Genomic DNA, 26,631 nt, shown 5'->3' with positions numbered 1-26,631 from the left:
AGAGAGGTGCTTTTATCAAGATGTATATTTATGAGTAGGCTTAAGTGGTGGCTGAATCGACAATACCTTCAGCTCAGCTTGGTAATTCATGCACTTGAGTTGATTGTTATCAGTATTTTTCGTGAACTCAGTCGGACTTGCTAGGTGAAATGCTGTAGTAGTATTGTGATTTAGTGAAGATCTCCCTAAGGATTATTAGGGAACTTGCATATGCAGATAATTCATCACGGTGCTTATAACGGTGTTACTGGCTCTTGCCATGAACTGCGCTGGGAGCAGTATGGCATTTTGGTTGATTGCGGTTTGTTTCAGGGTGAAGAGGCGTCGGCTTCTCTGAATATTGACTTCCCGGTTGACCATATCCAGGCCTTGGCCTTATCCCATTGCCACATAGACCACATCGGACGCATTCCCTGGTTGCTTGCTGCCGGGTTTCGTGGCCCGATTTATGCGACAGAGGCTACAGCGGCTTTGCTTCCGCTAATGCTGGATGATGGCTTGAAAATCCAGCTCAACCTCAACAAACATCAGCGCAGCAAGTTTTTGACGCTGGTCAAAAGCTTGCTGCGGCCTGTGCCGTTTGATTGTCAGGCCCCCGTTACCTTGCCAAGTGGCGATCGCTTAACCTTGTACTTTCGCCAGGCGGGACATATCTTGGGGTCGGCTTATGTCGAAGTGGTGCTGCCTAGCCGTGAAGTGGTGGTGTTCTCGGGCGATCTCGGACCGTCCAATACACCTTTGCTGGTTGATCCGACATCACCCAAACGGGCGGATGTCCTGGTACTCGAGAGTACTTACGGTGACCGAAGGCACCAGCGGCAGGCTGAGCGAAGTGATAGCCTGAAGCAGATCATCAGGCAATCGCTGCTCGATGGCGGGACGATATTGATCCCGGCTTTTAGTGTCGGTCGCACCCAAGAATTGCTGTATGATATCGAAAGCTTAATTGCCGATGCTTTTATGCCGCTGCTACAGATCAACAATGAAAGTATGGCCTGGCAAGAGCTGCCGATTATTCTAGATTCTCCCCTGGCCGATAAGGTGACTGAGCAATACGATCTGTTCCACCGTCTTTGGGAAAAAGAAGCGGTTAGCCGCAAAAGCATGGGACGGCATCCGCTGTCGTTTGAGCAATGCATTACCGTCCAGTCTCACCAGCAGCACCAGGCTATCGTGAACCGCCTGCAATCAACCAATGCCCCGGCAATAGTGGTGGCGGCCAGCGGTATGTGTCAGGGGGGCAGGATAGTGAATTATCTTGAGGCATTACTCCCTGATGCCCGCACGGATGTTGTATTGGTGGGGTATCAGGCAAAGGGAACGCTGGGGTATCGACTCTCCCAGGGGGCTAAACAGGTTGAAATAAACGGTCAGATAATTGAGGTGAAAGCCAATATTCATAGCCTTTCTGGGTATTCTGCTCATGCTGATCAACATGACTTGATACGCTTCGTTGAAAATATTGAGCAGGGGCCAAAGAAAATTCACCTTGTCCACGGTGAGCTCGTTGCCCAACAGGCACTGGCACAGTGGCTCGAGGAGATAAAACCCGAATGCGAGGTGGTGATCTCGGCTGAACAAATTACCGCCACGGTTTGATCTGGACTCTTAAGTGCTTTAGTTACTGCTATGCTGTATACACCTTATAAGGTAGTATGCGGGCTATTAAAGCTTTATTAGTTAAAGGATTGCGATTTATATAATTACATGCTGAGGGATGTAAGTGATTATAAGTGCACTGAAGTAATCGAGGTTGAGTAATGAAAATTAGCGTTGCGGGTACTGGGTATGTTGGCCTGTCAAATGCTGTGCTGCTGGCGCAGCACAATGATGTGGTTGCATTAGATATTGTTGCGGAAAAGGTTGAGCTGATTAACCGTTCGGTTTCTCCTATCGAAGATAAAGAGATCTCCGAATATCTGGCAGATAAACCATTGAACCTAACGGCGACAACGGATAAGCATGCGGCTTATGAGAACGCGGATTACGTGATAATCGCTACTCCGACAGATTATGATCCGAAGACCAATTATTTCAATACTTCATCGGTTGAAGCTGTCATCAAAGATGTGATGGCTATCAATCCCAACGCGGTCATGGTGATAAAATCGACAGTGCCTGTTGGCTATACCCAGCGTATCAAGCAAGAGTTAGGCTGTGACAACTTGATGTTCTCGCCGGAGTTTTTGCGCGAAGGACGCGCACTGTTTGACAACTTGTATCCATCTCGCATTATTGTGGGAGAGAAGTCCGAGCGGGCAGAAGTCTTTGCCAACTTGTTGGTGCAAGGCGCCGAGAAAGAAAATATTGAGGTGCTTTACACTGATTCAACTGAAGCAGAAGCGGTGAAGTTGTTTTCCAACACCTACCTTGCGATGCGTGTGGCTTATTTCAATGAACTGGACTCTTACGCGGAAGCGCATGGCCTCGATAGCCGCCAGATCATCGAAGGGGTTGGTTTGGACCCTCGTATCGGTAATCATTACAACAACCCGTCGTTTGGCTATGGTGGTTACTGTTTGCCGAAAGACACTAAGCAATTGTTGGCGAACTACCAGTCGGTACCTAACAATATTATCGGCGCCATTGTCGATGCAAACCGTACCCGCAAAGATTTTATTGCCGATTCCATTATTGCGAAAAAGCCAGAAGTTGTCGGTGTGTACCGCCTTATCATGAAAGCGGGCTCAGATAATTTCCGCGCGTCTTCCATTCAGGGCATCATGAAGCGTATCAAGGCCAAAGGGATACCTGTTGTGGTTTATGAGCCGGTGCTCAAAGAAGAGGAATTCTTCCAGTCCAAAGTGATGACTGACCTTGAAGAGTTCAAGCAAGTTTCCGATGTGATTATCTCCAACCGCATGACTGAAGAGCTTGCCGACGTCGCTGACAAAGTCTACACCCGCGACTTGTTCGGGGCAGATTAATATTTTAGTTCCTAGTTCCTAGAAAGAACGGGAACTAGGAATAGCAGGTCCTAGGAGGAACAGGAAGAGCTAAGAGCAGTTTTGCCCTCTTCCTTTTTCTGGCAATATTTCTGCAGGACCCAGGACCCAGGACCCAGGACCCAGGACCCAGGACCCAGGACCCAGGACCCAGGACCCAGGACCCAGGACCCAAGGTTCTCATTCTCAAGACTATTCTCAAGACGTCCTCCCAGATTGCTAACCCCAACTATACTTACAGACATATCAATAATCATATGTTGCGCTTTGGGGATAGTAATGATGAAATTTTCATTGGCGGCAATTGTTCTATCGGGCTTGATTAGCCTTACTGCTTTTGCGGCAGACTCGACCTCTACCAACACCTCTGCGTCCAAGCCAACGGCGATTTCGCAGCAGGCTAATGCCTCTATGAAGGCGGGTAGCCAGGAAACCGGTAAGGCGGCAGGCATCGATACCGCGTTTGCGGCCTCGGCCGGGGGGATCACCGCGACGGTATTGGCGGTGGGGGCGGCGGCAGTCGTAATTGGTGTTGCCCTGTCAGACTCGGGCGGCGGTGACGATCCAGCTCCTCCGGTTACCGTTCAAGCTGATTAATGACACTTGGAATTGCGGTCTCATTAGTTTGAGCTTGCTCCAGCACTAAAAAGCTTGGCTCACATCACTTGCAAGCCAAGCTTTTTCTAGGTTCTTAAACCTTCTTCCCCTTTACTAACTTCCTCACCCACATCCGCCCCGGGTGCAATGCTTCCAGCACACTGTTTGGCAGCGGCAGAGGATCACCGCAAATCTGCGAGGCCAGCAGTTCGCCGAGCAACGGGGCAGAGCTCAGTCCGCGTGAACCCAGGCCAATCATGGCGTAGAGGTTGGGGTAAACCGGCACGTCCTGTGCACTTTCCTGCTGGTTCTTCAGATCGGCATATTGCGCGAGCAAGCTGTCATATTGGCACACATCGCCAACAAACGGCAGGTGGTCGCGGCTGGCACAGCGAACGCCAGCACGCGCCTGTTCCGCCGACATATCAATGTCCTGCGGCCAGCTTGCTGCAGGCAGGCAGTCAACCAAACGCTGCTTGTTGTCGGCATGCTCTTCCGGGCTGAAGGCCAAGTCGGTACTGCCGCGGCGGTAGCTGGCACCGATACAGTGGCTTTCTCCGGCGGCATTGACCGGGGTGAGGTAGCCATCGTAGCAGAGCACGGTTTTCAGCGGGTTTAGTGTTGGGTTGGTCGGAATATGGCTAACCTGGCCGCGAACAGAGTAAGCTGGAATGTCCTTGGTCTGCGGGAATTCGGCAAAGCGGTGGCCGTTGGCCACAATGACGGTTCCGTGTCGGTAGTTTTCACCGTGTTGATCGGCCAACAGCCAGCTGCCGTTCTCTTGTTGGTTTAACTGCTGAATATCGGTTTGAGTCTTCAGCTCAAGCCAACCCATTTCCTGCGCTTGTTCAATCAAGGCGCGGGTGAGTTCCTGCGGGCATAGCCAGCCGCCAAGCGGGTAGTTGACGCTGCTGTGGCCCGATACCACGCCAGTTACCTGCTCGGTTTGTTCAACGTCTAATTGACGAATTAGCAGCTCAGGGAAGCCGCCTGTCATCATCTTGCCTAGCTTGCTGGTGGCATTGTCATCCCAGGCCAACTGGGTGACACCGCACCAGTTATGGGCAAATGACTTTATCTCGGCGGCTTGCTCGACAAACTGGCGAGCATAGAGGAACGCCGGGGCAAAAAATCGCGACAGGGCATCGTTGGAGCCGTTGAGTAGCGGGTACACGGCCCCCTGGCGGTTTCCTGAAGCCCCTTCTGCAGGCAGTTCGTCGGCACAGTAGAGGGTGGTTTTGATGCCGCGGCGCGCTAACGCGAGTGCCGTTGTCGCCGAGCCGACACCGCCACCAATGAGCGCAATGCTGTTGTCTTGATGTTCATTCGCCAGGCAGGCTGGCTGACGCTTGTACCATGGCTTGACGTTGCTGCCGTATTTTCGCTCAATCACACTGCCGGCCAGCATCTCGCGCTTGGTGCCGAAGCCTTTGACTTTCTTCATGTCAAAACCGGCCTCGATCAGGCCGCGGCGGACAAAACCGGCGGCAGTGAAGGTCGCGGTGGTACAGCCGGTGCGGGCGAGTTTGGCCATGCCGTTGAACAGATCTTGGTTCCACATTTCCGGGTTTTTGCTTGGGGCAAAGCCATCGAGGAACCACGCATCGACGATGCCGTCATTATTCGTCCATACTTGTGGCATGCAGTCTTTGATATCACCAAACCACAGGTCGAGGGTGATCATGCCATCTTCCAGCACGATGCGGTGGCAATCGGCCACGGCTGGCGGGTAGTGGGCGTGGAGTTGGCTGGCAAACTCGGCCAGCTCCGGCCATGATTGGTGGGCCTTGATCAGATCGTCTTTGGTGACCGGGAATTTTTCAAAGCTGATGAAATGCAGCTCTTTGGTGGTTGCTTCCGGGTTGGCCTGACGAAATGCTTTGAACCACTGCCAGACGGCTAGGAAGTTGAGGCCGGTTCCGAATCCGGTTTCGGCCACTACAAAACGGCGGCGGTCGAACGATTGCCAGCGTTCTGGTAAGCCGTTTTGGTGCAGGAAGACGTAGCGGGTTTCTTCCAGACCATTGGCGTTGGAGAAGTAGACATCGTCAAAGTCATTGGAAACAGGGGTGCCTGATTCATTCCAGTCCAGTACGGCATTTTCGATTTTTGCCGAGGTGGTTTGGCTGGCGGAAGGCGTGGTTGAGTCAGGTGACTGTTGGGCTTTATCAGACAAGGGGCGAAGCCTCATAGTTGGTTATTGCCGAGGATTGTACCTGATCAACAGGAAAGCTGACCACTTTTGGCGGCTAAACCCGTTATTATCGTCAGCGTTATACCCAAGTCACCTCAGGTTGATGATTGTTTTGGCTGAGGTTATTTGGGTATAAATGACAGTAGGAATTCATCATGAAACGAGCCGTAATTACAGGCATGGGTATTGTGTCCAGCATTGGTAACAACGTTAAAGAAGTGCTGGAGTCATTGAAAACGGGTAAATCCGGTATCAGCTTCTCTGAACAGTTTGCAGAAATGAAGCTGCGCAGTAATGTTTGGGGCGATCTGAAAATGGTCCCTGCAGAGCATATCGACCGTAAGAAAATGCGTTTCATGGGCGATGCTGCTGCGTTCGCTTACTTATCGATGGAACAAGCAATTGAAGATGCGGGCCTGACGGAAGATCAGGTATCTAATGATCGTACCGGCCTTGTAGCTGGCTCTGGTGGTGCGTCTTCTTACAACCAGGTTGCGGCAGTGGATATTCTGCGTGAGAAGGGTGTGAAGCGTGTGGGGCCATACATGGTGCCGCGTACCATGTCTTCAACCGTTTCTGCGTGTTTGGCAACACCGTTTAAAATCCGTGGTGTGAACTACACCATGAGCTCTGCGTGTGCAACGTCGGCTCACTGTATCGGCCATGCGCTTGAGCTTATTCAGCTTGGCAAGCAGGACGTGGTCTTTGCCGGTGGTGGTGAAGAGCTAGATTGGTCGCTGACCATGATGTTCGACGCCATGGGGGCGCTTTCAACCAAGTACAACGACGACCCAACCAAAGCTTCGCGTACTTACGATGCTGACCGTGATGGTTTCGTTATCTCTGGTGGCGGCGGTATGCTGGTTATCGAAGAGCTGGAGCATGCATTGGCTCGCGGCGCGAAAATCTACGGCGAAATCGTCGGTTACGGCGCGACATCTGATGGCTACGACATGGTTGCGCCATCAGGCGAAGGTGCTGTGCGCTGTATGAAGATGGCGATGCAGGATGTAGACAGCATTGATTACATCAACACTCACGGCACGTCTACGCCGGTTGGTGATGTGAAAGAGCTTGGTGCTATTCAGGAGCTGTTTGGCGACAACAGCCCGGCGATTTCAGCGACCAAGGCAATGACTGGCCACGCACTGGGTGCGGCAGGTGTGCACGAAGCGATCTACTCAACCTTGATGCTGGACAACAACTTCATCGCGCCTAGCATCAATATCGAGAACCTGGATCCAGCCGCTGAAGGCCTAGATATTGTGACTGAAACACGCGAGCAGGAGCTGAAGACGGTAATGTCTAACAGCTTTGGTTTCGGCGGCACCAATGCCACCTTGGTTATCAAGAAATACGAAGCTTAACCGACTTTTGTCATTTTCCAGGGGGTGGCACTGACTAAGTTACTCAGCTAGATAGTTTTTTTGCGGAGACTGCTCTAGCCTTTTGACCTCAAGTCAGTGCCTAAAAAACAGACGCGACATTGGCTGTGTGAATAGTATTTTCTTTTGCGGGAGCTGTCTATGATCCCAGTCGGTGTTTTATTCCTGGACCTTCGCCCAGCAGAGTATCTGCTGGGCTTTTTTATGGGTCAAAAGCGGGTGCCAGAACCTAGTGCTTAGTTCCTAGGAAGAGCTGGCCCTTGGAAGAGCGGGAAGAGCAAAAAATAAGAGCGAAGAGCTTGACTGGATATAGTAAGCCGTAAACGCTTCTTCAGAACCCAGAACCCAGAACCCAGAACCCAGAACCCAGAACCCAGAACCCAGAACCCAGAACCCAGAACCCAGAACCCAGAACCCAGAACCCAGAACCCAGAACCCAGAACCCAGAACCCAGAACCCAGAACCTTCTAGGTACTAGACTCCAGGATCTAGGATCATATACCTTGACTCTTCCCAAACATCCAATAGCATCTGCCATATACAAATAACCATCGAAGGACGTTTTATGAAAATCCTCATTGACGAAAATATGCCTTACGCCGAGGCGCTGTTTGGCCAACTGGGCGAGGTGATCAGCAAGCCGGGCAGGATAATGACTGCTGAGGATTTGGTAGATATCGATGCGTTGATGATCCGCTCGGTGACCAAGGTTAACGATGCCTTGCTGGCCAAAGCCAACAAATTGCAGTTTGTTGGTACCGCCACTGCCGGCCAGGACCATGTTGATCAAGCCTTGCTGGCTCAGAAGGGAATTACCTTTACTGCGGCACCCGGTTGCAACAAAGTTGGGGTGGCCGAGTATGTGCTGAGCAGCTTGCTGGTGCTCGGCCAGCAACAGGGCTTTTCGATTTTCGACAAGAGAGTGGGGATCATCGGTGCCGGCAATGTCGGCAGTTACCTGGCCCAATGCCTGGACGCGTTGGGCATAGACTACATGCTTAACGATCCTATTAAAGAGCAGCAGGGTGACAGCCGAAAATTTCATTCGCTACAAGATATTCGCTCGCAGTGCGATGTGATCACCCTGCATACTCCGATCACCCGAGAGGGGGACTATCCAACCCACCACTTGGTTGATGAGGCCTTTATTGCGGGCATGCAGCCGGGCGCCATCCTGATCAATGCCGCCCGAGGCCCGGTTGTCGACAACCAGGCACTGAAGTTGGCCCTACAGCAGAGCCAATCAGGTGTAGGCAAGGCGCTGACGGCGGTGCTGGATGTGTTCGAACACGAGCCGCAGGTTGACTTGGAGCTGCTGCCGTTGCTGGCCTTTGCGACCCCGCATGTTGCCGGTTATGGCCTGGAAGGCAAGGCACGCGGTACCACCATGGTCTATAACAGCTATTGCCAGTTTCTTGGCCTGGCCAAGGAAGTGAGTGCGGCCAGCCTGTTGCCGATCGCGCCGGTACCTCAGGTGACGCTGAGTCAGGAGTGGGACGAGCCGACACTATTTAGCCTGACCCAGCTTATCTACGATGTGCGCCGTGATGATGGCTTGTTCCGTCGCGAAATGGGCCAAACGCTAGCGGGAAGCCCTGAAATGGCGGCAGCTTTTGACCGGATGCGTAAAAATTACTGGGATCGCCGGGAATATAGCGCGATTACAGTAGCGGGCGAGGCCCATTTTGGGGTAGAGTCGCTGGCTAAATTAGGTTTTACAGTAGAGGAAAGGCCATGAGCCAGGAATTTGATATTGCAGTACTCGGTGCGACCGGCGCTGTCGGCGAAACGATTGTAGAAGTTCTTGAGGAACGCAATTTTCCTGTTCGCAATCTCTATTTACTTGCTTCTGAGCGTAGTGCAGGCAAAACCTTGCGTTTTAAAGGTAAGTCCGTACGTGTCACCAATGTTGAAGAGTTCGACTGGAGCCAAGTTCAGCTAGCTATTTTCTCTGCCGGGGCAGAAGCGTCAGAGCGTTGGGCTCCTATCGCAGCTGATTACGGGGTCGTGGTGATCGACAATACCTCCCGCTTCCGCTACGACTACGATGTGCCGTTGGTGATCCCTGAGGTGAACCCGCACGCGTTGGCTGAGTACCGTAACCGCAATATTATTGCCAATCCGAATTGCTCGACTATCCAGATGCTGGTGGCGCTGAAGCCGATCCACGAGGCATACGGTATTGAGCGTATCAATGTGGCGACCTACCAATCGGTATCGGGCACGGGCAAGAAAGGGGTTGATGAGTTAGCGGGCCAGACGGCCAAGCTGCTTAACGGCCTGCCTGCGGAAAGCAATGTTTACGACAAGCAGATTGCTTTCAACTGTCTGCCTCATATCGATCAGTTCATGGATAACGGCTACACCAAGGAAGAGATGAAGATGGTGTGGGAAACCCAGAAGATCCTGGGCGATGATAATATCCGTGTTAACCCGACTTGTGTTCGTGTTCCTGTGTTCTATGGCCATGCCGAAGCGGTTCACGTAGAAACCTGTCAGCCTGTGCATGTCGAAGAAGCCATCAGCCTGCTGGAAAACGCAGAGGGTATCGAAGTCTTCCACGGCAATGACTACCCGACTCAGGTTAGTGATGCCACCGGTAAGGATCACGTAATGGTGGCCCGTATCCGTGAAGACATCAGTCATCCATGTGGTCTGAACATGTGGGTGGTTGCTGACAATGTCCGCAAAGGTGCAGCGACCAACAGTGTCCAGATTGCAGAGAAGCTGATCGAAGAGTATCTATAAGATAGATCCTAGGAAGAACCAGTTCCTAGATCCTAGCAAAAGCGGTTATGGACTGGCTTTATAGCTTTAGGGATACTTTCCTCTAGGATCTAGGATCTAGGATCTTTTGAAACCCAAAGCGCCATGCTTTTTCAAGCAGGGCGCTTTTTTATTTTCGAATAGTTGATGCGAGTTTAAGCAATGTTGTATTTTCAACTTGCTGAATCTACTATCAATACCAGTCCAGTGAGTTCGCATGGGGCAAGAGTGCGACCTTGCTCCCGAACTATCAATTGGCTGGCTCGGTCACGCTCAAGGTTATTGTGCATAGGCCGACATGCAATATTCTTGTATCATACAACGCGGGTATTTGTGCACATGAAGTGCGCTATTCATTCGTAGCTATTTTTCCTGCCAAAGAGGATGACAGGCAGTGTCTGACCTTTCGACGATGATAAAACGTTTTTTTCTGCCGGTAATTTTTTCCACCGCGGTAATTTCTAATACGGCCAACGCGAACACCATCCGCATTACCGGGCCAACGCAAGGCGCACAGCCTGCTACCTCTTCTTTGCCGGCTGCCACAGTGCTGCCGTCGTCTGCCGATGCTATCCGCTATGGCCCGACCACCAGTAACGAGACGCTGTGGTCTATTGCTTCCCGCTACCGCCCGAATAGTCAGGTTTCCATCTATCAGGTCATCGGGGCGATTTTCCGCAACAACCCGCAGGCGTTTGAAAACAGCAATATTCATGGCCTGATCCCCGGCAGCTATTTGGTGATTCCGACCGAACAGCAAATGCGCCGAGAATATACCGATGCCATCAAGCAACGCTTGGAAGCCGACCAGCGTCGTCCAGCCAGCAGCCAGCATCGTACTTCTGCCCAGCCACAGGTGACAACACCTAAGCCGAAGCCGGTGGCGCAACAACCTAAGCCTGCGGCCCCAGCGCCAAAGCCTCAAGCGCCAAAGGCATCGCCAGCGCCTACCGTGGTTGCCCAACCGGAGCAAAAACCAGAGCCAGTGACCGAGGTTGAGGCCCGTGAGCCGGAAGCTGCGCCCAAGAGCGAGTTGATCCCGGCGAAACCGACGGTGCTCCAGGCCCAGTTGGATGCCTCCGATGAGCAGATGACCAAGCTGCTTGAAAGTAATCACCTGCTGCGTGTCCGCCTGGCTGAAATGCAACATGAAGTCTCGGCACTGAAGCAGCAGTTGAGCGATGATGAAGTGCTGCGCGAGCAAATCAAGGGCTTTATTGACCAGCAGCGTGCGCAGCGGGCGCAAATGGTTGAGCCTGAGCCCGGTATGTTCGACCGCATGATTGCCAATCCGTGGATGCTGGCGGCACTGGCATTGATCCCTGGCGCCTTGATTGCCGGTCTACTGGCTTACTTCCTGCTTGGCCGCAAGCGCGAAGCTGAAGACGATGTGAAAGCCTTAGATGCGCCGCAAGGCCAGGACGCAGCTGCGGTGATGCCTCCGCCGTCACCGACACTGTCTGATGATGAGGGTGTCCCGAACCTGACATTGGGTGACGATGATGATATCGGTGATCTGTTTGGTGATGACGAGCCCCTGTTCGATGATCCTGAAAGCAGCTTGTTTGGCCAGGATACCCCGCTGGAGTTGAAACCGGGTGGGGAAAGCAATGGCTTTGAGCTTGGCAGTAACCTTGGGGCGAGCAGTATCTCGGTCAATAGCGACGATGCGGCTATCGGCTTGGAAGACATGGAGCGGGCACTGGATGAAATGGACAGTAAGCCAGAGTCTAATCCAGACGAAGAGTTGGCCGCGATGTGGGAGCAGTCTCTCCAGGCGGATGATGACGATGAAGATAGCTTCGACTTGTCTTACGATGGCGATGAGCTAGATTTCGACTCACCGCTTGCATCGTCGGCGGAAGATGATCAGATTATCGATCAGGCTATGCTGGATGACCTCTTCGCTTCTGATGAGGGTAATGAGCCTTCGGTTTCTGCACAGCCAGAACTAGAGCCTGAGCAGTTGGTCGGCCAAGATGAGCTGGATGCCCTGTTCGACAGTGTCGGCGTTGACGACGCTGCGGGTAATGTGCCGAGCGAGCAAGATACGGCAGAGCAGGCTGCGGTGGACAAGGCGCTGGCCGATATTGAGATGATGGCGTCGCCTGCCGCGGAGAATGACTTTGCCTCGATGTTTGAGCAAGCGGTAGACCGCGAACCTGATATGTCAGCGGACCGTTCCACGGCGTTGCTGGACGAGCTGCTCGATGATGAAGACAGCCTGACGTCAGAAATTGAGCTGGAAGAGGACAGTACGGCGCTGCTTGATGAGTTGCTGGATGAGCCTGATGCGGACGATTTGTTGTCCAATCACAATATTGAAATTGCTGAAAATAGCACAGAGCTGCTAGATGAGCTGCTGGCCGATGTCGGTGAAGGGCTGGATACTGACGATCTCGATATTGATGACTTTGATGGTGGCCTGCTTGACGAAGGCATTGAAGAGCCTGCCGCACTTGACGATATCAGTATCGGAGAGGACAGCACTGAGCTGCTTGACGATATTCTGGAGCAGCATTCCGCGCCTGAAAGCGGTGGTGAGCCACAGCAGGCGCCCTTCAGTCAGGAGGCTGGAAAACACGACGATGCGGTCTTGGCAAGCCCAGAGGTTGAGAGCACAGGCCCAGAAGCGAGTGCCGGTCTAGAAGCAAGCCGTGACCTTGACCAAAGCGCTGGCCTAGAAGAAAGCAATGACCTTGATGGGCGCGCACCATTAGCAACGGCCGATGATGAGTTGCCACCACAAAACAATAGTGACAGTAGTGCGTTACAGGAGCGGCCTCAAGCGGCTTTGGAGCCTGAGTCTGAAATTGATGAAATCGAGCAGTTGTTGGCTGCGGCTGATATGGACTCGGCAATACGGGATGATCGTGCTGAGATTGAAGCGATTGGCCAAACCGTTGAGCAGCTGCTAGAGAGCTTGGAGGATGACGAGGGCTTGGAGGATGAGGGGCAAGTCATCGTTGATGATCCGATCAGCGTTGAAGCACTGAGCCCTGACGAGCGGCAATCTCCGCGAGAGGCAGCGTCGGCTGCAGAGCAAGCAGAGCCTGCCGCTGCAGTTCAAGAGCAAAGTGCGGCTGAACCAAGCGTAGATGAGTTCGATGAATTTCCGGTTTTTGATGAGGAAACACTGCTAGCGGAACTTGATGAAGCTCCTGAGCCGGAAGGGATCTTGCAAAAAGCAGGTGAAAAACTGGCGCAGAATGTCATTGATAGGGCTACTTTGTCCGTCGATGAGCTGCCAGAGTTTGATGAAGAGGCAGCGTTTAATGATCCGGAAATTGAACCGCTGCAAGAGCGCGAGCATGCGCTGAGCGAGGATGACGAGCAGGCTATGCTCGATAATGTCGTTCGCCAGCTGCAGCAGGCTGCAGAAGTGGCGGAGAAGCCCCTGCACCAGCCAGACGCTGCTGAGGCGCAGTCCGCGAGCGAGCCGGTCGATCTTGATCCAATACTGGCCGAGCCAGCCAGCCCATATTCGTTGCATGGCCGCCCGGACATTGAGTTTGAAACACTGGATCCCGCCAGCCTGCCAGAGTTTAGCGAGGATGATGCTCTGCAGGCCTCTTTCGATGAGCAGTATGAGCTGGAGCAGTATGAGCGAGAGCAGGGGATCAACCCGCAGTCATCGCCAGCCCAAGAGGCGGTTGCGCCTGCAGAGTCTTCTCGCCTGCAACAGGATCAACTGGCTGAAGCGGTTCAGGAGAAAATTGAACCGAATACCCCGGCGACTGATGTTCCCGAAGGACCGTTGAGTGACGAGTTTGTCGACTCGGCTGGGCTGGATATGGATGCCCTGCTCAGCGATCCTGAACTGCAGGCGGACTGGGAGCGAGAGCAGTTGGTTGGCCGTTCGCAGGAGGTGGCTGCTGATACGCACGCCGCCGATGACCTGTCGGAAGAGGAGCATGAAATTTGGTCGGCGAGTAACCCTGAACCCGAGCTCGAAGGTGAAGACTGGGGTGAGCAGCCAGAGATGAACATCGAAGATGTTCCAGTCTTCGATGAAGATGAGCTCATGGCTGAGGATAGTGCTGGTGCCGAGTCTGAGATCTATGCTGCGGAAGAGGCGTTGGAGCCTTTGCCTGCGATAGATGAAGCGGCCAGCGAATTAGTGACTGAGCCCCAAGCAGCAGAGCCGGCTAAGCATGAGCGGCCCGAGTCCTCTTACATCAGTATCGATGAGCTGATGAAAGATTTGGATGGTGGGCTGTCTGAGAGTGAGTTGGATGAAGCGCCGCTGAATCTCGATGTTGGCCTGGATGAGTTCCCGGATGTATTGTCTGATATCGGAGATCTGGACATCGACAGCCAGGGGGAGTTTGCCAGTAAGCTCGATTTGGCCAAGGCCTACCTCGAGATGAATGACAGCGAAGGCGCTCGTGGGTTGTTGGAGCAAGTCGCTCAAGGCGGCGATGCCCAACTGCAGCTTGAGGCACAAAGCCTGCTGGGGAAGATAAAAGGATAAGAGCGGAACCTAGATCCTGGTAAGAACAAAGGCTAAGAGCTTGAGTTGAGATAGCTACCTAGGTTCTAGAGTCTAGGAACCAGCTTTTGACTATCTAGGAGCTCGCATCTAGGCTCTACAGAGCCAAAAAAGCGGAAGCACATGCTTCCGCTTTTTTTGTTATACTCCCCCTCTTAATTTGAAAACCGGCCTTCGGCCGCCAGCAAGACGAAGAATATTATGCGAATAGCTTTAGGTATTGAGTACGACGGTGCGAAATACTACGGTTGGCAACGCCAGCGTGATGTAGACAGTGTCCAGGAACGTTTGGAAAAGGCGCTGAGCAAGATTGCCAATAAGCCGATTGAGGTACAGTGCGCGGGCAGGACCGATGCTGGGGTTCATGGTACCGGGCAAGTTGTACACTTTGATGTTGACGTTGACCGGAAAATGGCGGCGTGGAGCATGGGGGTAAATGCCCACTTACCTAAAGATATCGCGGTTCGCTGGGCCAAAAAAGTGGATGACGAGTTTCATGCCCGTTTTACAGCGACAGCACGCCGATACCGCTACATCATTTATAATCATGCCTACCGTCCGGCCATCTTGGCTTCTGGGGTGAGCCATTATCACGGCGAACTCGATGAAAAAGCGATGCATGAGGCCGGCCAGTACTTGTTGGGTGAGAATGACTTCACATCCTTCCGTGCTGTGTATTGTCAATCTCGCAGCCCTTGGCGTAATCTAATGCATTTGAACGTATCGCGTCAGGGTAACTTTGTGATCATTGATATCAAGGCCAACGCCTTTGTTCATCATATGGTTCGCAACATTACCGGAAGCCTGATTAAAGTCGGCCGAGGCGAAGAAAAGCCAGAATGGATCCAGTGGCTGCTGGCCCAGAAAGATCGCACATTGGCAGGTGCAACGGCAAAAGCGGAAGGTCTGTACCTTGTAGAAGTGGACTATCCTGAAGAGCATGAGCTGCCGAAAGTGCCTGTTGGTCCGTTGTTCTTGCCAGATTAATCTGACAGGTAACGGCTAGATTTGGCTCGGGCTAACTCGTAGTACCAGTTTTTTATCTACAGTTAGACGAGTTTGTGCTTTAATTCCACCTCGGAAAATTAACGAATTTGTAATTCTCTGCCGCAAAGACTTGTGCTAAGACCCTAAGGGCAGGGAAATAAAAGATAAAAGGTCATTCATGAGCTGGCTGGAAAAGATCCTTACAAAAAGCAACATTGTTTCTTCTCGCAAAGCGTCTATCCCAGAAGGGGTGTGGACCAAATGTACTTCTTGCGAACAAGTGCTTTATCACGCCGATCTAGAACGTAACTTGGAAGTTTGCCCGAAATGTGACCATCACATGCGCATGAAGGCGCGTCGTCGCCTGGAAACCTTCCTCGATGCTGAAGGACAAGTTGAAATTGCGGCAGAGCTTGAGCCAAAAGACAAGCTGAAGTTCCGCGATTCCAAGAAGTATAAAGATCGTCTGTCTGCTGCTCAGAAGGCGAGTGGTGAGAAAGATGCCCTTGTAGTGAAGAAAGGTACCTTGCTAGGCCAGCCGCTGGTAGCCTGTGCATTCGAGTTCTCTTTCATGGGGGGCTCAATGGGCTCAGTGGTTGGGGCCAAGTTCGTGCAAGCGGTTGATGAAGCCATTGCAAACAATTGTGGCCTTGTCTGTTTCTCTGCTAGTGGCGGTGCCCGTATGCAAGAAGCATTGATGTCACTGATGCAGATGGCTAAAACCAGTGCTGCGCTTGAGCGTCTGTCTGACAAAGGCCTGCCGTTCATCTCGGTACTGACAGACCCTACAATGGGTGGGGTGTCGGCAAGTTTGGCGATGCTGGGTGACATCAATATCGGCGAGCCGAAAGCTTTGATCGGTTTTGCTGGTCAGCGCGTTATCGAGCAGACAGTACGTGAGAAGCTACCGGAAGGTTTCCAACGCAGTGAGTTCCTGCTTGAGCACGGTGCGATTGACATGATTGTCGACCGACGTGAAATGCGTCAACGTATTGGTGGTCTGGTTGCCAAGCTGACCCAGGCTGAATCACCAATGGTTGTACCTGTTGAACAGCCGGTTAAAGCGGAAGAAGAGAAGGCGCAAGAGCCGAACGAGCAAACTGAAGAGTAAGCGCGTACCGCTAGGATTCGCTAACTGAGAACGGGGCTTTGGCCCCGTTTTTTTCTGTTTATCCCTTCTGTAGCACCCTCTCGATTTATTGCTCTTCTCTGTCAAGAATCAATACATTGCTGTTTGGTCTGGGCACGTTCAATGGTAAATTAGGGCTCATATTGTTATAGCGAAATGAAATATGATGTCCGGATTGACAGCACCTCAAGCAAACTCTTCTTTGGCCGCATGGCTGACCTATCTTGAACACCTTCATACCAGCGCGATTGATCTCGGCCTTGACCGCGTGCAGGCGGTGGCGCAGCAAGCGGAGCTGACCAAACCGGCCCCATGCGTGATCACCGTGGCGGGCACCAATGGTAAGGGCTCGACCTGTGCCATGATGGAAGCGATCCTGCTCAAAGCCGGCTACCGGGTCGGGGTCTATAGCTCTCCGCATCTCGTGCGTTATAACGAGCGGGTTCGCATCAACGGCATCGAATTGCCTGATAGCGCGCATAGCGAAGCCTTTGCCGCGATTGAGCAGCAGCGCGGTGAAACCAGCTTGAGCCTGTTTGAGTTTGGTACCCTTGCCGCCTTGTATCTGTTCAAGTCTCGCCAGGTAGATGTCGTTTTATTGGAAGTAGGACTGGGTGGCCGTCTGGACGCCACCAATGTCGTCGACCATGACGTGTCGGTGATCACCAGCCTGGCGGTTGACCATGTCGACTGGCTGGGTGATGACATCAGTGTGATCGGCTATGAAAAGGCAGGTATTTTCCGCAGTGGCAAGCCTGCCGTGTGCGGCCAGCCTAACCCGCCGGCCACGGTACCGGCCCATGCCGATGATATCGATGCCAAGCTTTACCAGGTGGGTTATCAGTTTGAGTACAGTGTCGAGGAAGATCATTGGCGCTGGCAAAGTGGGGCATTCACGTTGGAGCAGCTTCCGCTGCCTTCGTTGCCATTGCCAAATGCCGCTACGGCGCTGATGGCGCTGGCGGTTGCCGAGCTAGACATTAGCGATGAGAACGTGATTGAAGGGTTGGCCGATGCCAGCCTGCCGGGACGGATGCAGAAGGTATCAGAACAGCCTTTGGTGATCATGGATGTGGCCCATAATCCGCATTCGGCGCAGTATTTTGCCAAGCAGCTGGAAAGCATGAAGCACAAGCACGGCAAGAAGAAAATTCATGCTGTGGTGGCGATGTTGCACGATAAGGATATTGCCGCGACCATTGCAGAAATGGCACAAGTGGTTGATTGCTGGTATCCAGCGTCGCTGACAGGCCCACGAGCGGCCAGTGCCGAAGAGATCCTGGCCCATCTTCCGACGGGCACCGAGACACATCTGAACCCGGAAGCGGCTTATGACAAAGCGCTGACACAGGCAGAAGCTGACGATATGGTAATTGTATTTGGCTCCTTTTACACTGTGGGGCAGATAACCAGTCACATTGAAGCAAAGAATCAGGAGTAACTGTGGCAAGTAAATTTCAGAGCCGTTTGGTCGGTACGATCATTTTGGTGGCAATTGGGGTGATTTTTCTCCCCGATTTGTTCGATGGCAAAAAGCAGCATTACCAAGAGCAATTTGCCAGTATTCCGCTGCAGCCAGAAATCACCGATGAAGTCGAGTATGAATCGATCCCGGCTCCGGAGTTTGCAGAGGTGGATCTACCCCCAGAGCCGGTAACAGTAGTGATTGATGAGCCGCAGCCTGAACAGCAGGTTGAGGTTACCGCAGCGGCCATCGAGGCGGCTAACCAGCCGCTCAAGGTCGAGCCGCAACCGGTTGCCGAGCCGAAAGCCGGCAATCAAGACAGTGCCTGGGTGGTACAGTTGGGGGTTTTCCGCAATTTTGATAACGCCAACCAGCTGGTTGAGCGTCTTCGTAAAGCAGGATATCAGGCACATGTTTTTCCAAAACAACCTCAGCAAGGTGATCTTGCCAGGGTTGTCGTTGGCCCGGATGTGTCCAAGCAAAAGCTGTCGGGCGATATCAAAAAATTGGAAGAATTGACCGGATTGAAGGGCCGATTGGTCAGATTTAATCCACTAAACCCTTAGGTAAACGTTTGCGTTCTCATTTTTTCTGTTAGAATACGCACCAACAATAAGAATACAACAAATGATGATTTGGATTGATTACGTAATTTTAGGCGTAATTGGCTTCTCGGCTCTGGTGAGTTTGATCCGAGGCTTTGTTAAGGAAGCGCTCTCGCTAGTGATATGGTTTGCTGCGTTTTTCGTTGCAAGTAATTTTTATGCTCAGCTGGCAGCCTATTTCACTAATATTCAGGATGAGATGCTGCGAAACGGCAGCGCGATTGCTGCCTTGTTCATTGCGACGCTGATAGTCGGTGCAGTAGTGAACTATGTAATTGGACAACTGGTACAGAAAACCGGCCTGTCAGGCACAGACCGGGTACTGGGAATTGTGTTCGGTGGGGTGCGCGGCGTTTTGATTGTTGCGGCAGTGCTGTTCTTCATGGACGCCTTCACAGGCTTCGCGGATTCGGATTGGTGGCAGCAGTCCCAGTTGATCCCTCAGTTTGGCGTAGTGATTGAATGGTTCTTCACTTACCTGAAAGACACATCAAGCTTTTTACCGGGCGCTCTGTAGCGAACGGTGTTGGATGAATACCCAAGGTGACTTGGGGATATCAGGTTCAGTATTAATGTATTGATACCTAATGGAAAAGCTATCAGCGGGTATTTGGCCAGGCCGGATACCCGCTGAATTTCAAATTAAGCGTGACGAGGATTTAGGACATGTGTGGTATTGTCGGAATCGTGGGTTCAACCCCGGTTAACCAGTCTATTTATGATGCTTTGACCGTGCTGCAGCACCGCGGCCAAGATGCGGCTGGTATTGTTACCTTAGAAAGCAATCGTTTTCGTCTGCGTAAAGCGAACGGTTTGGTTCGCGATGTTTTCGAAGCCAAGCACATGCAGCGTTTGCAGGGTAACGTGGGGATTGGCCATGTGCGCTATCCGACAGCTGGTAGTTCTAGCGCGTCAGAAGCCCAGCCTTTCTATGTGAACTCACCCTACGGTATTTCACTGGCTCACAACGGTAACTTGACCAACGCGGGCGAGATCAAAGACCAGCTGTTCGAAAAAGCGCGTCGTCACGTTAACACTACCTCGGATTCAGAGATCCTGCTGAATGTATTGGCTAACCAACTGGAAAATGCCAAGACTTACCCTATCACGCCCGAAGAAATTTTTGATGCCGTCCGTGAAGTACACCGCATGGTATCTGGTGCTTATGCCGTGGTTTCCATGGTTATTGGCCACGGTATGATCGCATTTCGCGACCCGCACGGTATTCGTCCTCTGTGCCTAGGTAAGCGTGAAGTTGAAGGTAAGGTCGAGTACATGGTGGCTTCAGAGTCGGTAGCACTGGATGCGGTCGGCTTTGATTTCATGCGTGACGTGGCTCCGGGTGAGGCGATTTACATTACCTTTGATGGCCAGTTATACACCCAGCAGTGTGCAGACAATCCGGCACTGAACCCTTGTGTGTTTGAGTTTGTTTACTTTGCCCGTCCTGATTCATTCATCGATAAAGTGTCGGTGTACGGTGCGCGTGTAAGCATGGGCCAGAAGCTGGGTGAGAAGATAAAACGCGAGTGGGCTGATTTGGATATCGATGTGGTGATCCCGATCCCTGAGACCTCATGTGACAGTGCTTTGGAAATTGCTCGTACTCTCGATAAGCCATACCGCCAGGGTTTCGTGAAAAACCGTTATGTTGGCCGTACCTTTATCATGCCGGGTCAGCAAATGCGCCGTAAATCAGTCCGCCGTAAGCTGAATGCGATCCGCTCGGAGTTTAAGGACAAGAGTGTACTGCTGGTGGATGACTCTATCGTTCGCGGTACGACGTCAGAGCAGATCATCGAGATGGCCCGTGAAGCAGGTGCTCGTAAGGTGTACCTAGCCTCGGCTGCGCCAGAAGTTCGTTTCCCGAACGTTTACGGTATCGATATGCCAACCGCCAATGAGCTTATTGCCCATGGTCGCGAAGTGGATGAAATCAGCAAGATGATCGGTGCCGACGGTCTGATCTTCCAAGACCTGCAAGATCTGGTTGATGCGGTTGCTGAAGGTAACCCAGATATCCAGCAGTTCGAGGCCTCTGTCTTCAGCGGCTCATATGTCACTGGCGATATTGACCAGTGCTACCTGGATTACCTAGAGTCGCTGCGCAGCGAAGATGCCAAGACCAAGCGTGAAATCCAGCAGGATCTCGCTAACCTCGAGTTGCACAACGAAGGGGTGTAGGTACGGTACTTTGTTCCTATGGTTCTATGGATTAAGAACCAACCTTAGAGGTTTTTTGGCTTTTTAGGCTTTGTGTAAGACCATAGAAACGCAAATAAAAAAGCGAGAGCTGCTTAGCTCTCGCTTTTTTTGACCACAGAACCACAGAACCACAGAATCGCTATTCTAGTGACTAAACTGCGGGCCAATCCCCAGGTTCCACAGGATCACCGAGCCAGCGATAATAGACACCAGCAAGACAAGGCCACAGGTGACTATCGAGCTGGCGTAGATAAACCCTCGCTCCTCGGGAATATGCATTAGGATTGGAACGCCGGTATAGAGCAGATATACCGAATAAGCGATACCGATAAGGCCGGCAATCATCAGGAACCAGATCTGCGGGTAGATAGCAGCAATGCTGATCATGAAAAGCGGCGTCGCGGTATAGGCGGCCAGCTCCAGCGCCTGGGTATAAGTGGGCGTCGAGCCAAAGGTGTGGCTCATCCAGTACGTTAGGTAGGCGAGGGCAAAGACACCGGCAATCAGGGCAAAATACATGGCAACGGACATGGCCAGTGCACTGCCTTGGGTAAGGTAAATAGGGGCGCCGACGCCAATTCGCCAGCCAATAAACACGCTGGAGATGAAGGCAAACACAGGTGGCAGCAATGCAATGAGCAAAATATGACTTAAGCTGCTTTGGATCCCTTCATGTTCCTTGTCAATGGCCCGCCACTCTTGTTTGGGGTGGGTATATAAACCAAATAAATGTCCCAGAATCATAATGCTTCCTCATCAAATCGTGTTTATTTTCATCCGTTTTCGAAGAACCTTCCTTACGTTCCTGCTCGCAGTGTGCTCTTCTTGCTCGTTGTGGCCTTGCCTACCAATAAACACAGATACAGGGAGGCTTTTTCTGCCAGTACTATTAACATTTAGTCGGGGTTGAAAAAGTTCGCAAGGAGTTAAAAGCGGTTTTTAAGAGCGGTCCTATAGTCCTACGGTCCTGTGGGGGTGAAAAGCGGTGCGATGGAAAAGTTAGAAACTAGGGGCTTTGGCGATGATGTTTTATTATTCGTTATGGTTTGCAAGTGAAATGTAGTTCGCGAGTCTTCTTGTAAAACCACTGAATCACTGAATTTGAAGTTTAGCGAATAAACGAAAAGCGCCACCCGGAGGCAGCGCTTTGATGTGAAAGTGAGCGACTGTTACAGCTTGAAGTACTCGCTGGCAAACTCGATAAACAGTCGCAGCTTCTCTGGCTGGTAGTCACGATGGTTATACATCAGGTAAACGTCACGCTGGTTAGAAGACCAGTTCTCGAGGATTTGAACCAATTCCCCAGAAGCAATGTATTTTTCCAGCATGACATCTGGCATTAGGGTGATCCCCAGGCCAGCCATACAGGCTTTACGTACTACGTTGAGTTCGTTGGCTTCGTAGCGGCCGCGGTCTGAAACTGTGACTGTCTCACCGTCACGGTTGGTCAGGCGCCAGCGGAGCAATGGTTTACCTTTAAGCAAAGGATGCTGATGCAGATCCTGAGCGTGCTTTGGTTCGCTATTGGTTTTGAGGTATTCGGGACTGGCCACCAGAATATCTTTCACCGCGTTGATTTTGCGGGCAATCAAGGTAGAGTCGCGCTGCGGGCCAACGCGGAAGATCACGTCCCAATCTGTCGGGTCGAGAATTTCCGGGTCGTTGCTCATCATCAACTGGATGTTGATGGCCGGATGCTCTTTCATAAAGGCATTGAGCAGTGGCTGCAGCATCACCTTGGTGAGGTTCGACGGCGCAGCAATCTTTAATTTACCGGCAGCACCTTTGCACTCTTCGCTTACATGCTCGGCGGTATCGACCAGGCTCTGGAGCAGAGGGCTACACTCATCGTAGAACTTTTGTCCGGCTTCTGTCAGTGATAGCTTCCTTGCATGACGGTTTAGTAGTCGGATATTCAGGCACTCTTCAAGGGCCTGAATACGCCGGGTCAGGGTGGCAACAGGCACCTGGGTCTTACGAGACGTTGCTGTGTAACTGCCGTTTTCCACAACCATGCGGAATAAATTCAAATCGTCAAGCTTCATAACTGTACAACACTGAAAACTTATAATGGGGAATTGTATAACAAAATATGTAAAAAGATGTCGCTTTCACGACAACTTTTGCTGTAAATCAAGATATCGTGTGTTTTTGTTATTGCGCTAATTCTTAGTAATTGAAAAATTTAAATTTTGATGCTGTTAACAATTTTCAATATTTTAGCCAAAAGAACCATGAATCTCCTGACGCCCTGCGGATTTAGACCTATGCTTTTGGTAGGTTAGTCAAGCCTGTGGTTTGTAATGTCATGAGTACGCATTCCCAGTCCGACGGCACACGAGGTGCCACGCACCATTATCATTCTTCAGTCAGGGAGCAGGCTTTGCTTGAGGAAAAAGACGTTCTCATCGTTGAGGATGATCCAGTATTTAGAACTATGCTGACTGGTTTCCTTTCCAGCCAGGGCTGCCGAGTGCGGGAAGCTGAAAATGGATTAGAGGGGTTGAAGGCACTGCGTGAAGGCATGCCGGATATTTTATTGTGTGATTTGGCCATGCCGGTGTTGACCGGGATGGAGTTTGTCGAAGAGGTATCACTGCAGTATCCGATGGTGCCGATTATCGTGATTTCTGGTACTGGCAATATGTCGGATGTGGCGGCGGCGCTGCGTCATGGGGTAAAGGATTTTCTGATCAAACCGCTGGATAACATCATGGTGCTCAAAGCTGCGATTTTATCGGTGTTGAAAACGGAAGATTCCGTCACCCACAACCAGGGTTTTTCCAGTCAGTGGGTGAACCTCGAAGACGAAACCGTGGTCGACGAGGAGCTGGAATGGCATATCGAGGAGCTCAAGGCAAACCCTCGGGCGGCTCGGGAGTTGCTCATTGGCCTGATGCCGGAAACCGAATCTTCTCTCGGGGATTGGCAGCTCTCCTACTGTGTGTTGCAGGCAACCGATGTCCAGCCGGTTTTGCTTGATTATACCTGGTTGATAGATGGAAGGTTGGCTTTTTATCTGGTTGACTCGGCCACCGGTGGGGATAATGGTACGGCCACCACCTTGCTGATCCGGGCTTTTTTTAACGATTACCTGCGCACCCGGATGAGTGACCAAAATACCCTGTCGGGGCTGATCAAGCTGATTGAGAAAGGGATGCGCAACTCAGGTTATGCCTCACCGATTAAAGCAATTTTCGGTATTTTTGATGTCACTGACCGAACCTTGAATGTTGCCTCTGCCGGGTTGACGGCTAGATTGCAAACCAGTGATGGTGAGCAAGTGGTGAAGGCGCAGCCTTGGCTGGGCAACCAAGCCAGTAAAAATGGCAGCGTTAGCCTCAAACTGGCTGATTCTGGAGGGCGGCTGTCGTTGAGTGAAATAGGCTCTGCCAGTTTTAGCTTAACCTTTAAGCGCAGAGCCAAAGTTTGAGCGTGATAAAGATTGTCTATAACAAAGAAACGGAGAGCCAAGGCTCTCCGTTCTGTTTATTGTTCGCTTGAAGCGATTAGATTATGCCTCTACAGGCTGAGGCTCAGCCTCTTCTTCAACCGCCTTGCCTTCGGCGCCGTGCATCCAGCGGATAAGCTGGTTCGAGCATAGCAGCAGAAGGACGCCTGAAATTGTGGCAGCAATTGCAATACCGCTGAAGATAGCCATTGGGCCCGCTTCGCCAACGTGGGCACCGATAATACCTGCCACATAGTTAGCGATAGCATTGAAACCGAACCAAGCCCCCATCATCAATGAAGCCAGACGCAGTGGAGCCAGCTTGGTAACCATAGATAGGCCGATTGGTGATAGGCAAAGCTCACCCAGGGTATGGAAGAAGTAGGCACCGACTAGCCAGAACATTGAAGTCTTCACGGTGATGTCGCCACCTTGCTGCATCACGGCACCCATCATGCAAACGAAACCCGCCGCCAGGAAGAATAGACCCATGGCAAATTTAACCGGGGAGCTTGGCTCTTTAGGACCCATTTTCACCCAGATAGAAGCGATAAGCGGTGCCAGGGTGATCACGAAGAACGGGTTAAGTGACTGGAACCATGCCGCAGGGACTTCGAAGCTGCCGATCATACGGTCGGTGTACTGCTGAGAGAAGATGTTCATCAGGCCGCCGGCTTGTTCGAAACCTGCCCAGAAAATGACCACGAACATACCCATGATCAAGATAACCTTAAGGCGATCTTTCTCTTGTTTGGTCAGCGGTTCTTGCTTGCCAGACTTGTTCATTGCCGCCGCGCGTTTAGCCGCAGGCTCTTTACCGATATCGCCCAGTAGACGTTCGGCAAAAACCATCTGGGTAACGAGGCTGATCAACATACCGATGCCGGCAGTAAGGAAACCCGCTTTCCAACCGTAAGCGGCAGAGGCGGTACCGGCAATGATACCCGCCAGCAATGAGCCAAGGTTGATACCCATGTAGAAGATAGTGAATGCACCGTCACGGCGGTTATCACCTTCCTGGTACAGATCACCGACCATGGTCGAAATGTTCGGCTTGAACATACCGTTACCAATGATCAGCAAGCCTAGGCCGAGGTAAAAGGCTGTCACAGAGTGCGGGTCGACCATGCTGTTTGGAAGGGCAAGGGTAAATTGGCCCAGGGCCATCAAGATACCACCGATAATGATTGAGCGGCGCTGCCCCAGGAAGTTATCGGCAATCCAGCCACCGATGAGCGGAGTGATATACACCAGGCCAGTATAGATACCGTAAAGGTTAAGGGCGTCCTGTGTCGACCAGCCAAGACCACCGTTGATGGTTTTGTCGGTGAGGTAAAGGACTAGAATGGCACGCATCGCGTAGTAAGAAAAACGTTCCCACAGTTCGGTTCCAAACAGTAAGAACAAACCTTTTGGGTGGCCTAACAAAGTGCCACTACTAAGATTGCTCATAATTATTCTCTGAATTTAGTTGGTTTTGTGTTTGCTAATGTCGCACCTGTTATAAATGACAAATTATTAAACTGCAAATCGTTACAAATAAAAAACAAAACAAAAACAATGCAACGTGTTGATTAATAAGCATTTGTTTGCTATTTGCTCAAAATTGAAATTTCAGATTTCCAAGACGTGGAGTAAGTCAAATTCTAAATAAATGTAGATGTTTGGTGTTTTATTCTGAATTTATCGCTATTTGTGGTTTTGTTTGTTGTTGTCAGGCTGGGTTAATGATTGTTACATTTCGGGGTGAGCTGTAATTGGCCGACAAAGGGTTGGCGATTTGCTGTGAGCAGTGGCAAAACATTGTCGCTTAGGGTGGCTTAGGTATAATTAATTCAGGCTAGAGGATTAACTGACTGAGATTGCTATGAAAGATTGGTACCTACTATATTGCAAGCGCAGTGAACAAGAGCGAGCGGTGATCAATCTTGATCGTCAAGGGGTTGAGTGTTACTACCCGCAGGTGACGGTGGAAAAAATAGTTCGTGGCAAGCGGGTGACAGTTTTTGAGCCTCTGTTTCCGAGCTATATGTTTGTTTACTTTGACCCGGAAAACATCAGCTATACCACGGTACGGTCGACTCGCGGCGTCGCCGATTTTATCCGCCAGGGCGCGCGGCCGCAGGTTGTCAATCCGGATCTCATCTATAGCTTGATGATCAATGAAGACTCCGAAGAGCAGCAGTCCAAGCTGTCAGATCTGCCTAAACCCGGTGAAACACTGAAGCTGACTCAGGGGCAGTTCAAGGGGATCGAGGCCATCTACCAAGAGCCAGATGGCGAGAAACGTTCATTTATGCTGATTAATTTGTTGGGCAAGCCTGTCAAAGTCAGTGTCCAGAACGAAGACCTGGTGAAAAAGTGAACCCTTCTTATTGTATTGTTGGCTTCGCTCACAATGAGTTTGTTA

General features: G+C 51.5%; 19 protein-coding genes. 15 read left to right on the top strand and 4 right to left on the bottom strand.

From position 1 onward, the window contains the following. Window positions 1-210 precede the first annotated feature (210 nt). The 3 genes from PTW35_RS13070 to PTW35_RS13060 all read left to right on the top strand — a co-directional run bounded on the left by PTW35_RS13070 (window position 211) and on the right by PTW35_RS13060 (window position 3,542). Entirely contained in the window at window positions 211-1,599 is a 1,389-nt protein-coding gene (locus tag PTW35_RS13070) for an MBL fold metallo-hydrolase (RefSeq protein ID WP_281025357.1), read from the top strand. A 161-nt stretch (window positions 1,600-1,760) separates the two neighbouring features. Next, complete coding sequence (locus PTW35_RS13065; RefSeq protein WP_281025356.1) at window positions 1,761-2,927, top strand: nucleotide sugar dehydrogenase; 1,167 nt, start codon at window positions 1,761-1,763, stop codon at window positions 2,925-2,927. 297 nt (window positions 2,928-3,224) lie between these two features. Then, window positions 3,225-3,542 carry a hypothetical protein gene (locus PTW35_RS13060; RefSeq protein ID WP_281025355.1) on the top strand — a complete coding sequence of 106 codons (318 nt, stop codon included), beginning with the start codon at window positions 3,225-3,227 and terminating at the stop codon, window positions 3,540-3,542. A gap of 94 nt (window positions 3,543-3,636) precedes the next feature. Here the strand turns inward: PTW35_RS13060 and mnmC are convergent, their stop codons facing one another. Beyond that, a complete protein-coding gene (gene mnmC, locus PTW35_RS13055) occupies window positions 3,637-5,649 on the bottom strand; it encodes a bifunctional tRNA (5-methylaminomethyl-2-thiouridine)(34)-methyltransferase MnmD/FAD-dependent 5-carboxymethylaminomethyl-2-thiouridine(34) oxidoreductase MnmC (protein ID WP_281027511.1) in 2,013 nt (670 codons plus the stop codon). Between the two features lie 242 nt (window positions 5,650-5,891). Between mnmC and fabB the strand changes: the two genes are divergently transcribed. From fabB to purF, 10 genes are all read left to right on the top strand, one after another. After that, window positions 5,892-7,103, top strand: a complete 1,212-nt coding sequence (fabB, locus tag PTW35_RS13050; RefSeq protein ID WP_281025354.1) for a beta-ketoacyl-ACP synthase I — start codon at window positions 5,892-5,894, stop codon at window positions 7,101-7,103. 583 nt (window positions 7,104-7,686) lie between these two features. Next, the gene (locus PTW35_RS13045) at window positions 7,687-8,859 is read left to right on the top strand and encodes a 4-phosphoerythronate dehydrogenase (protein ID WP_281025353.1); all 1,173 of its coding nucleotides are present in this window, start codon (window positions 7,687-7,689) and stop codon (window positions 8,857-8,859) included. Then, window positions 8,856-9,869 (top strand): aspartate-semialdehyde dehydrogenase, encoded by a 1,014-nt coding sequence (locus tag PTW35_RS13040; protein WP_281025352.1) that lies wholly within the window; start codon window positions 8,856-8,858, stop codon window positions 9,867-9,869. The genes PTW35_RS13045 and PTW35_RS13040 overlap by 4 nt, the downstream gene beginning before the upstream one ends. A 412-nt stretch (window positions 9,870-10,281) precedes the next feature. After that, a complete protein-coding gene (locus tag PTW35_RS13035) occupies window positions 10,282-14,361 on the top strand; it encodes a FimV/HubP family polar landmark protein (protein ID WP_281025351.1) in 4,080 nt (1,359 codons plus the stop codon). A gap of 219 nt (window positions 14,362-14,580) precedes the next feature. After that, window positions 14,581-15,366, top strand: coding sequence for a tRNA pseudouridine(38-40) synthase TruA (gene truA / locus PTW35_RS13030; RefSeq protein WP_281025350.1), 786 nt, complete (start codon window positions 14,581-14,583; stop codon window positions 15,364-15,366). A 178-nt stretch (window positions 15,367-15,544) separates the two neighbouring features. Beyond that, window positions 15,545-16,477, top strand: coding sequence for an acetyl-CoA carboxylase, carboxyltransferase subunit beta (gene accD, locus PTW35_RS13025; protein ID WP_281025349.1), 933 nt, complete (start codon window positions 15,545-15,547; stop codon window positions 16,475-16,477). A 184-nt stretch (window positions 16,478-16,661) separates the two neighbouring features. Continuing rightward, complete coding sequence (gene folC, locus PTW35_RS13020; RefSeq protein WP_281027510.1) at window positions 16,662-17,936, top strand: bifunctional tetrahydrofolate synthase/dihydrofolate synthase; 1,275 nt, start codon at window positions 16,662-16,664, stop codon at window positions 17,934-17,936. 2 nt (window positions 17,937-17,938) lie between these two features. After that, window positions 17,939-18,526, top strand: coding sequence for an SPOR domain-containing protein (locus tag PTW35_RS13015; RefSeq protein ID WP_281025348.1), 588 nt, complete (start codon window positions 17,939-17,941; stop codon window positions 18,524-18,526). A gap of 64 nt (window positions 18,527-18,590) precedes the next feature. Continuing rightward, on the top strand, window positions 18,591-19,082 hold the full coding sequence (cvpA, locus tag PTW35_RS13010) for a colicin V production protein (RefSeq protein WP_039467779.1): 492 nt from the start codon (window positions 18,591-18,593) through the stop codon (window positions 19,080-19,082). A 149-nt stretch (window positions 19,083-19,231) separates the two neighbouring features. Continuing rightward, a complete protein-coding gene (gene purF / locus PTW35_RS13005) occupies window positions 19,232-20,749 on the top strand; it encodes an amidophosphoribosyltransferase (RefSeq protein ID WP_281025347.1) in 1,518 nt (505 codons plus the stop codon). Window positions 20,750-20,914: 165 nt separating this feature from the next. Here the strand turns inward: purF and PTW35_RS13000 are convergent, their stop codons facing one another. Together PTW35_RS13000 and PTW35_RS12995 are read right to left on the bottom strand one after the other, a co-directional pair. Beyond that, window positions 20,915-21,514: a Yip1 family protein gene (locus PTW35_RS13000; RefSeq protein ID WP_281025346.1), complete on the bottom strand. Its 600-nt coding sequence runs from the start codon at window positions 21,512-21,514 to the stop codon at window positions 20,915-20,917. A gap of 425 nt (window positions 21,515-21,939) precedes the next feature. Further along, complete coding sequence (locus tag PTW35_RS12995) at window positions 21,940-22,815, bottom strand: LysR family transcriptional regulator (RefSeq protein ID WP_281025345.1); 876 nt, start codon at window positions 22,813-22,815, stop codon at window positions 21,940-21,942. Window positions 22,816-23,153: 338 nt separating this feature from the next. On the opposite strand from PTW35_RS12995, the gene PTW35_RS12990 reads away from it, so the two are divergent. Next, window positions 23,154-24,203 carry a response regulator gene (locus PTW35_RS12990; RefSeq protein WP_281027509.1) on the top strand — a complete coding sequence of 350 codons (1,050 nt, stop codon included), beginning with the start codon at window positions 23,154-23,156 and terminating at the stop codon, window positions 24,201-24,203. 81 nt (window positions 24,204-24,284) lie between these two features. On the opposite strand, the gene PTW35_RS12985 is transcribed toward PTW35_RS12990, so the two are convergent. Further along, window positions 24,285-25,673 (bottom strand): peptide MFS transporter, encoded by a 1,389-nt coding sequence (locus tag PTW35_RS12985; protein WP_281025344.1) that lies wholly within the window; start codon window positions 25,671-25,673, stop codon window positions 24,285-24,287. 415 nt (window positions 25,674-26,088) lie between these two features. Here PTW35_RS12985 and rfaH point away from each other — a divergent pair, with 415 nt between their 5' ends. Further along, entirely contained in the window at window positions 26,089-26,586 is a 498-nt protein-coding gene (gene rfaH, locus PTW35_RS12980; protein WP_281025343.1) for a transcription/translation regulatory transformer protein RfaH, read from the top strand. The last annotated feature ends 45 nt before the right edge of the window (window positions 26,587-26,631 follow it).

The organism is Photobacterium sp. DA100 (assembly GCF_029223585.1).
Lineage (GTDB): Bacteria > Pseudomonadota > Gammaproteobacteria > Enterobacterales > Vibrionaceae > Photobacterium.
The sequence above is the reverse complement of the archived record's forward strand: the minus strand, read 5'-3'. Positions and strand labels throughout refer to the sequence as shown.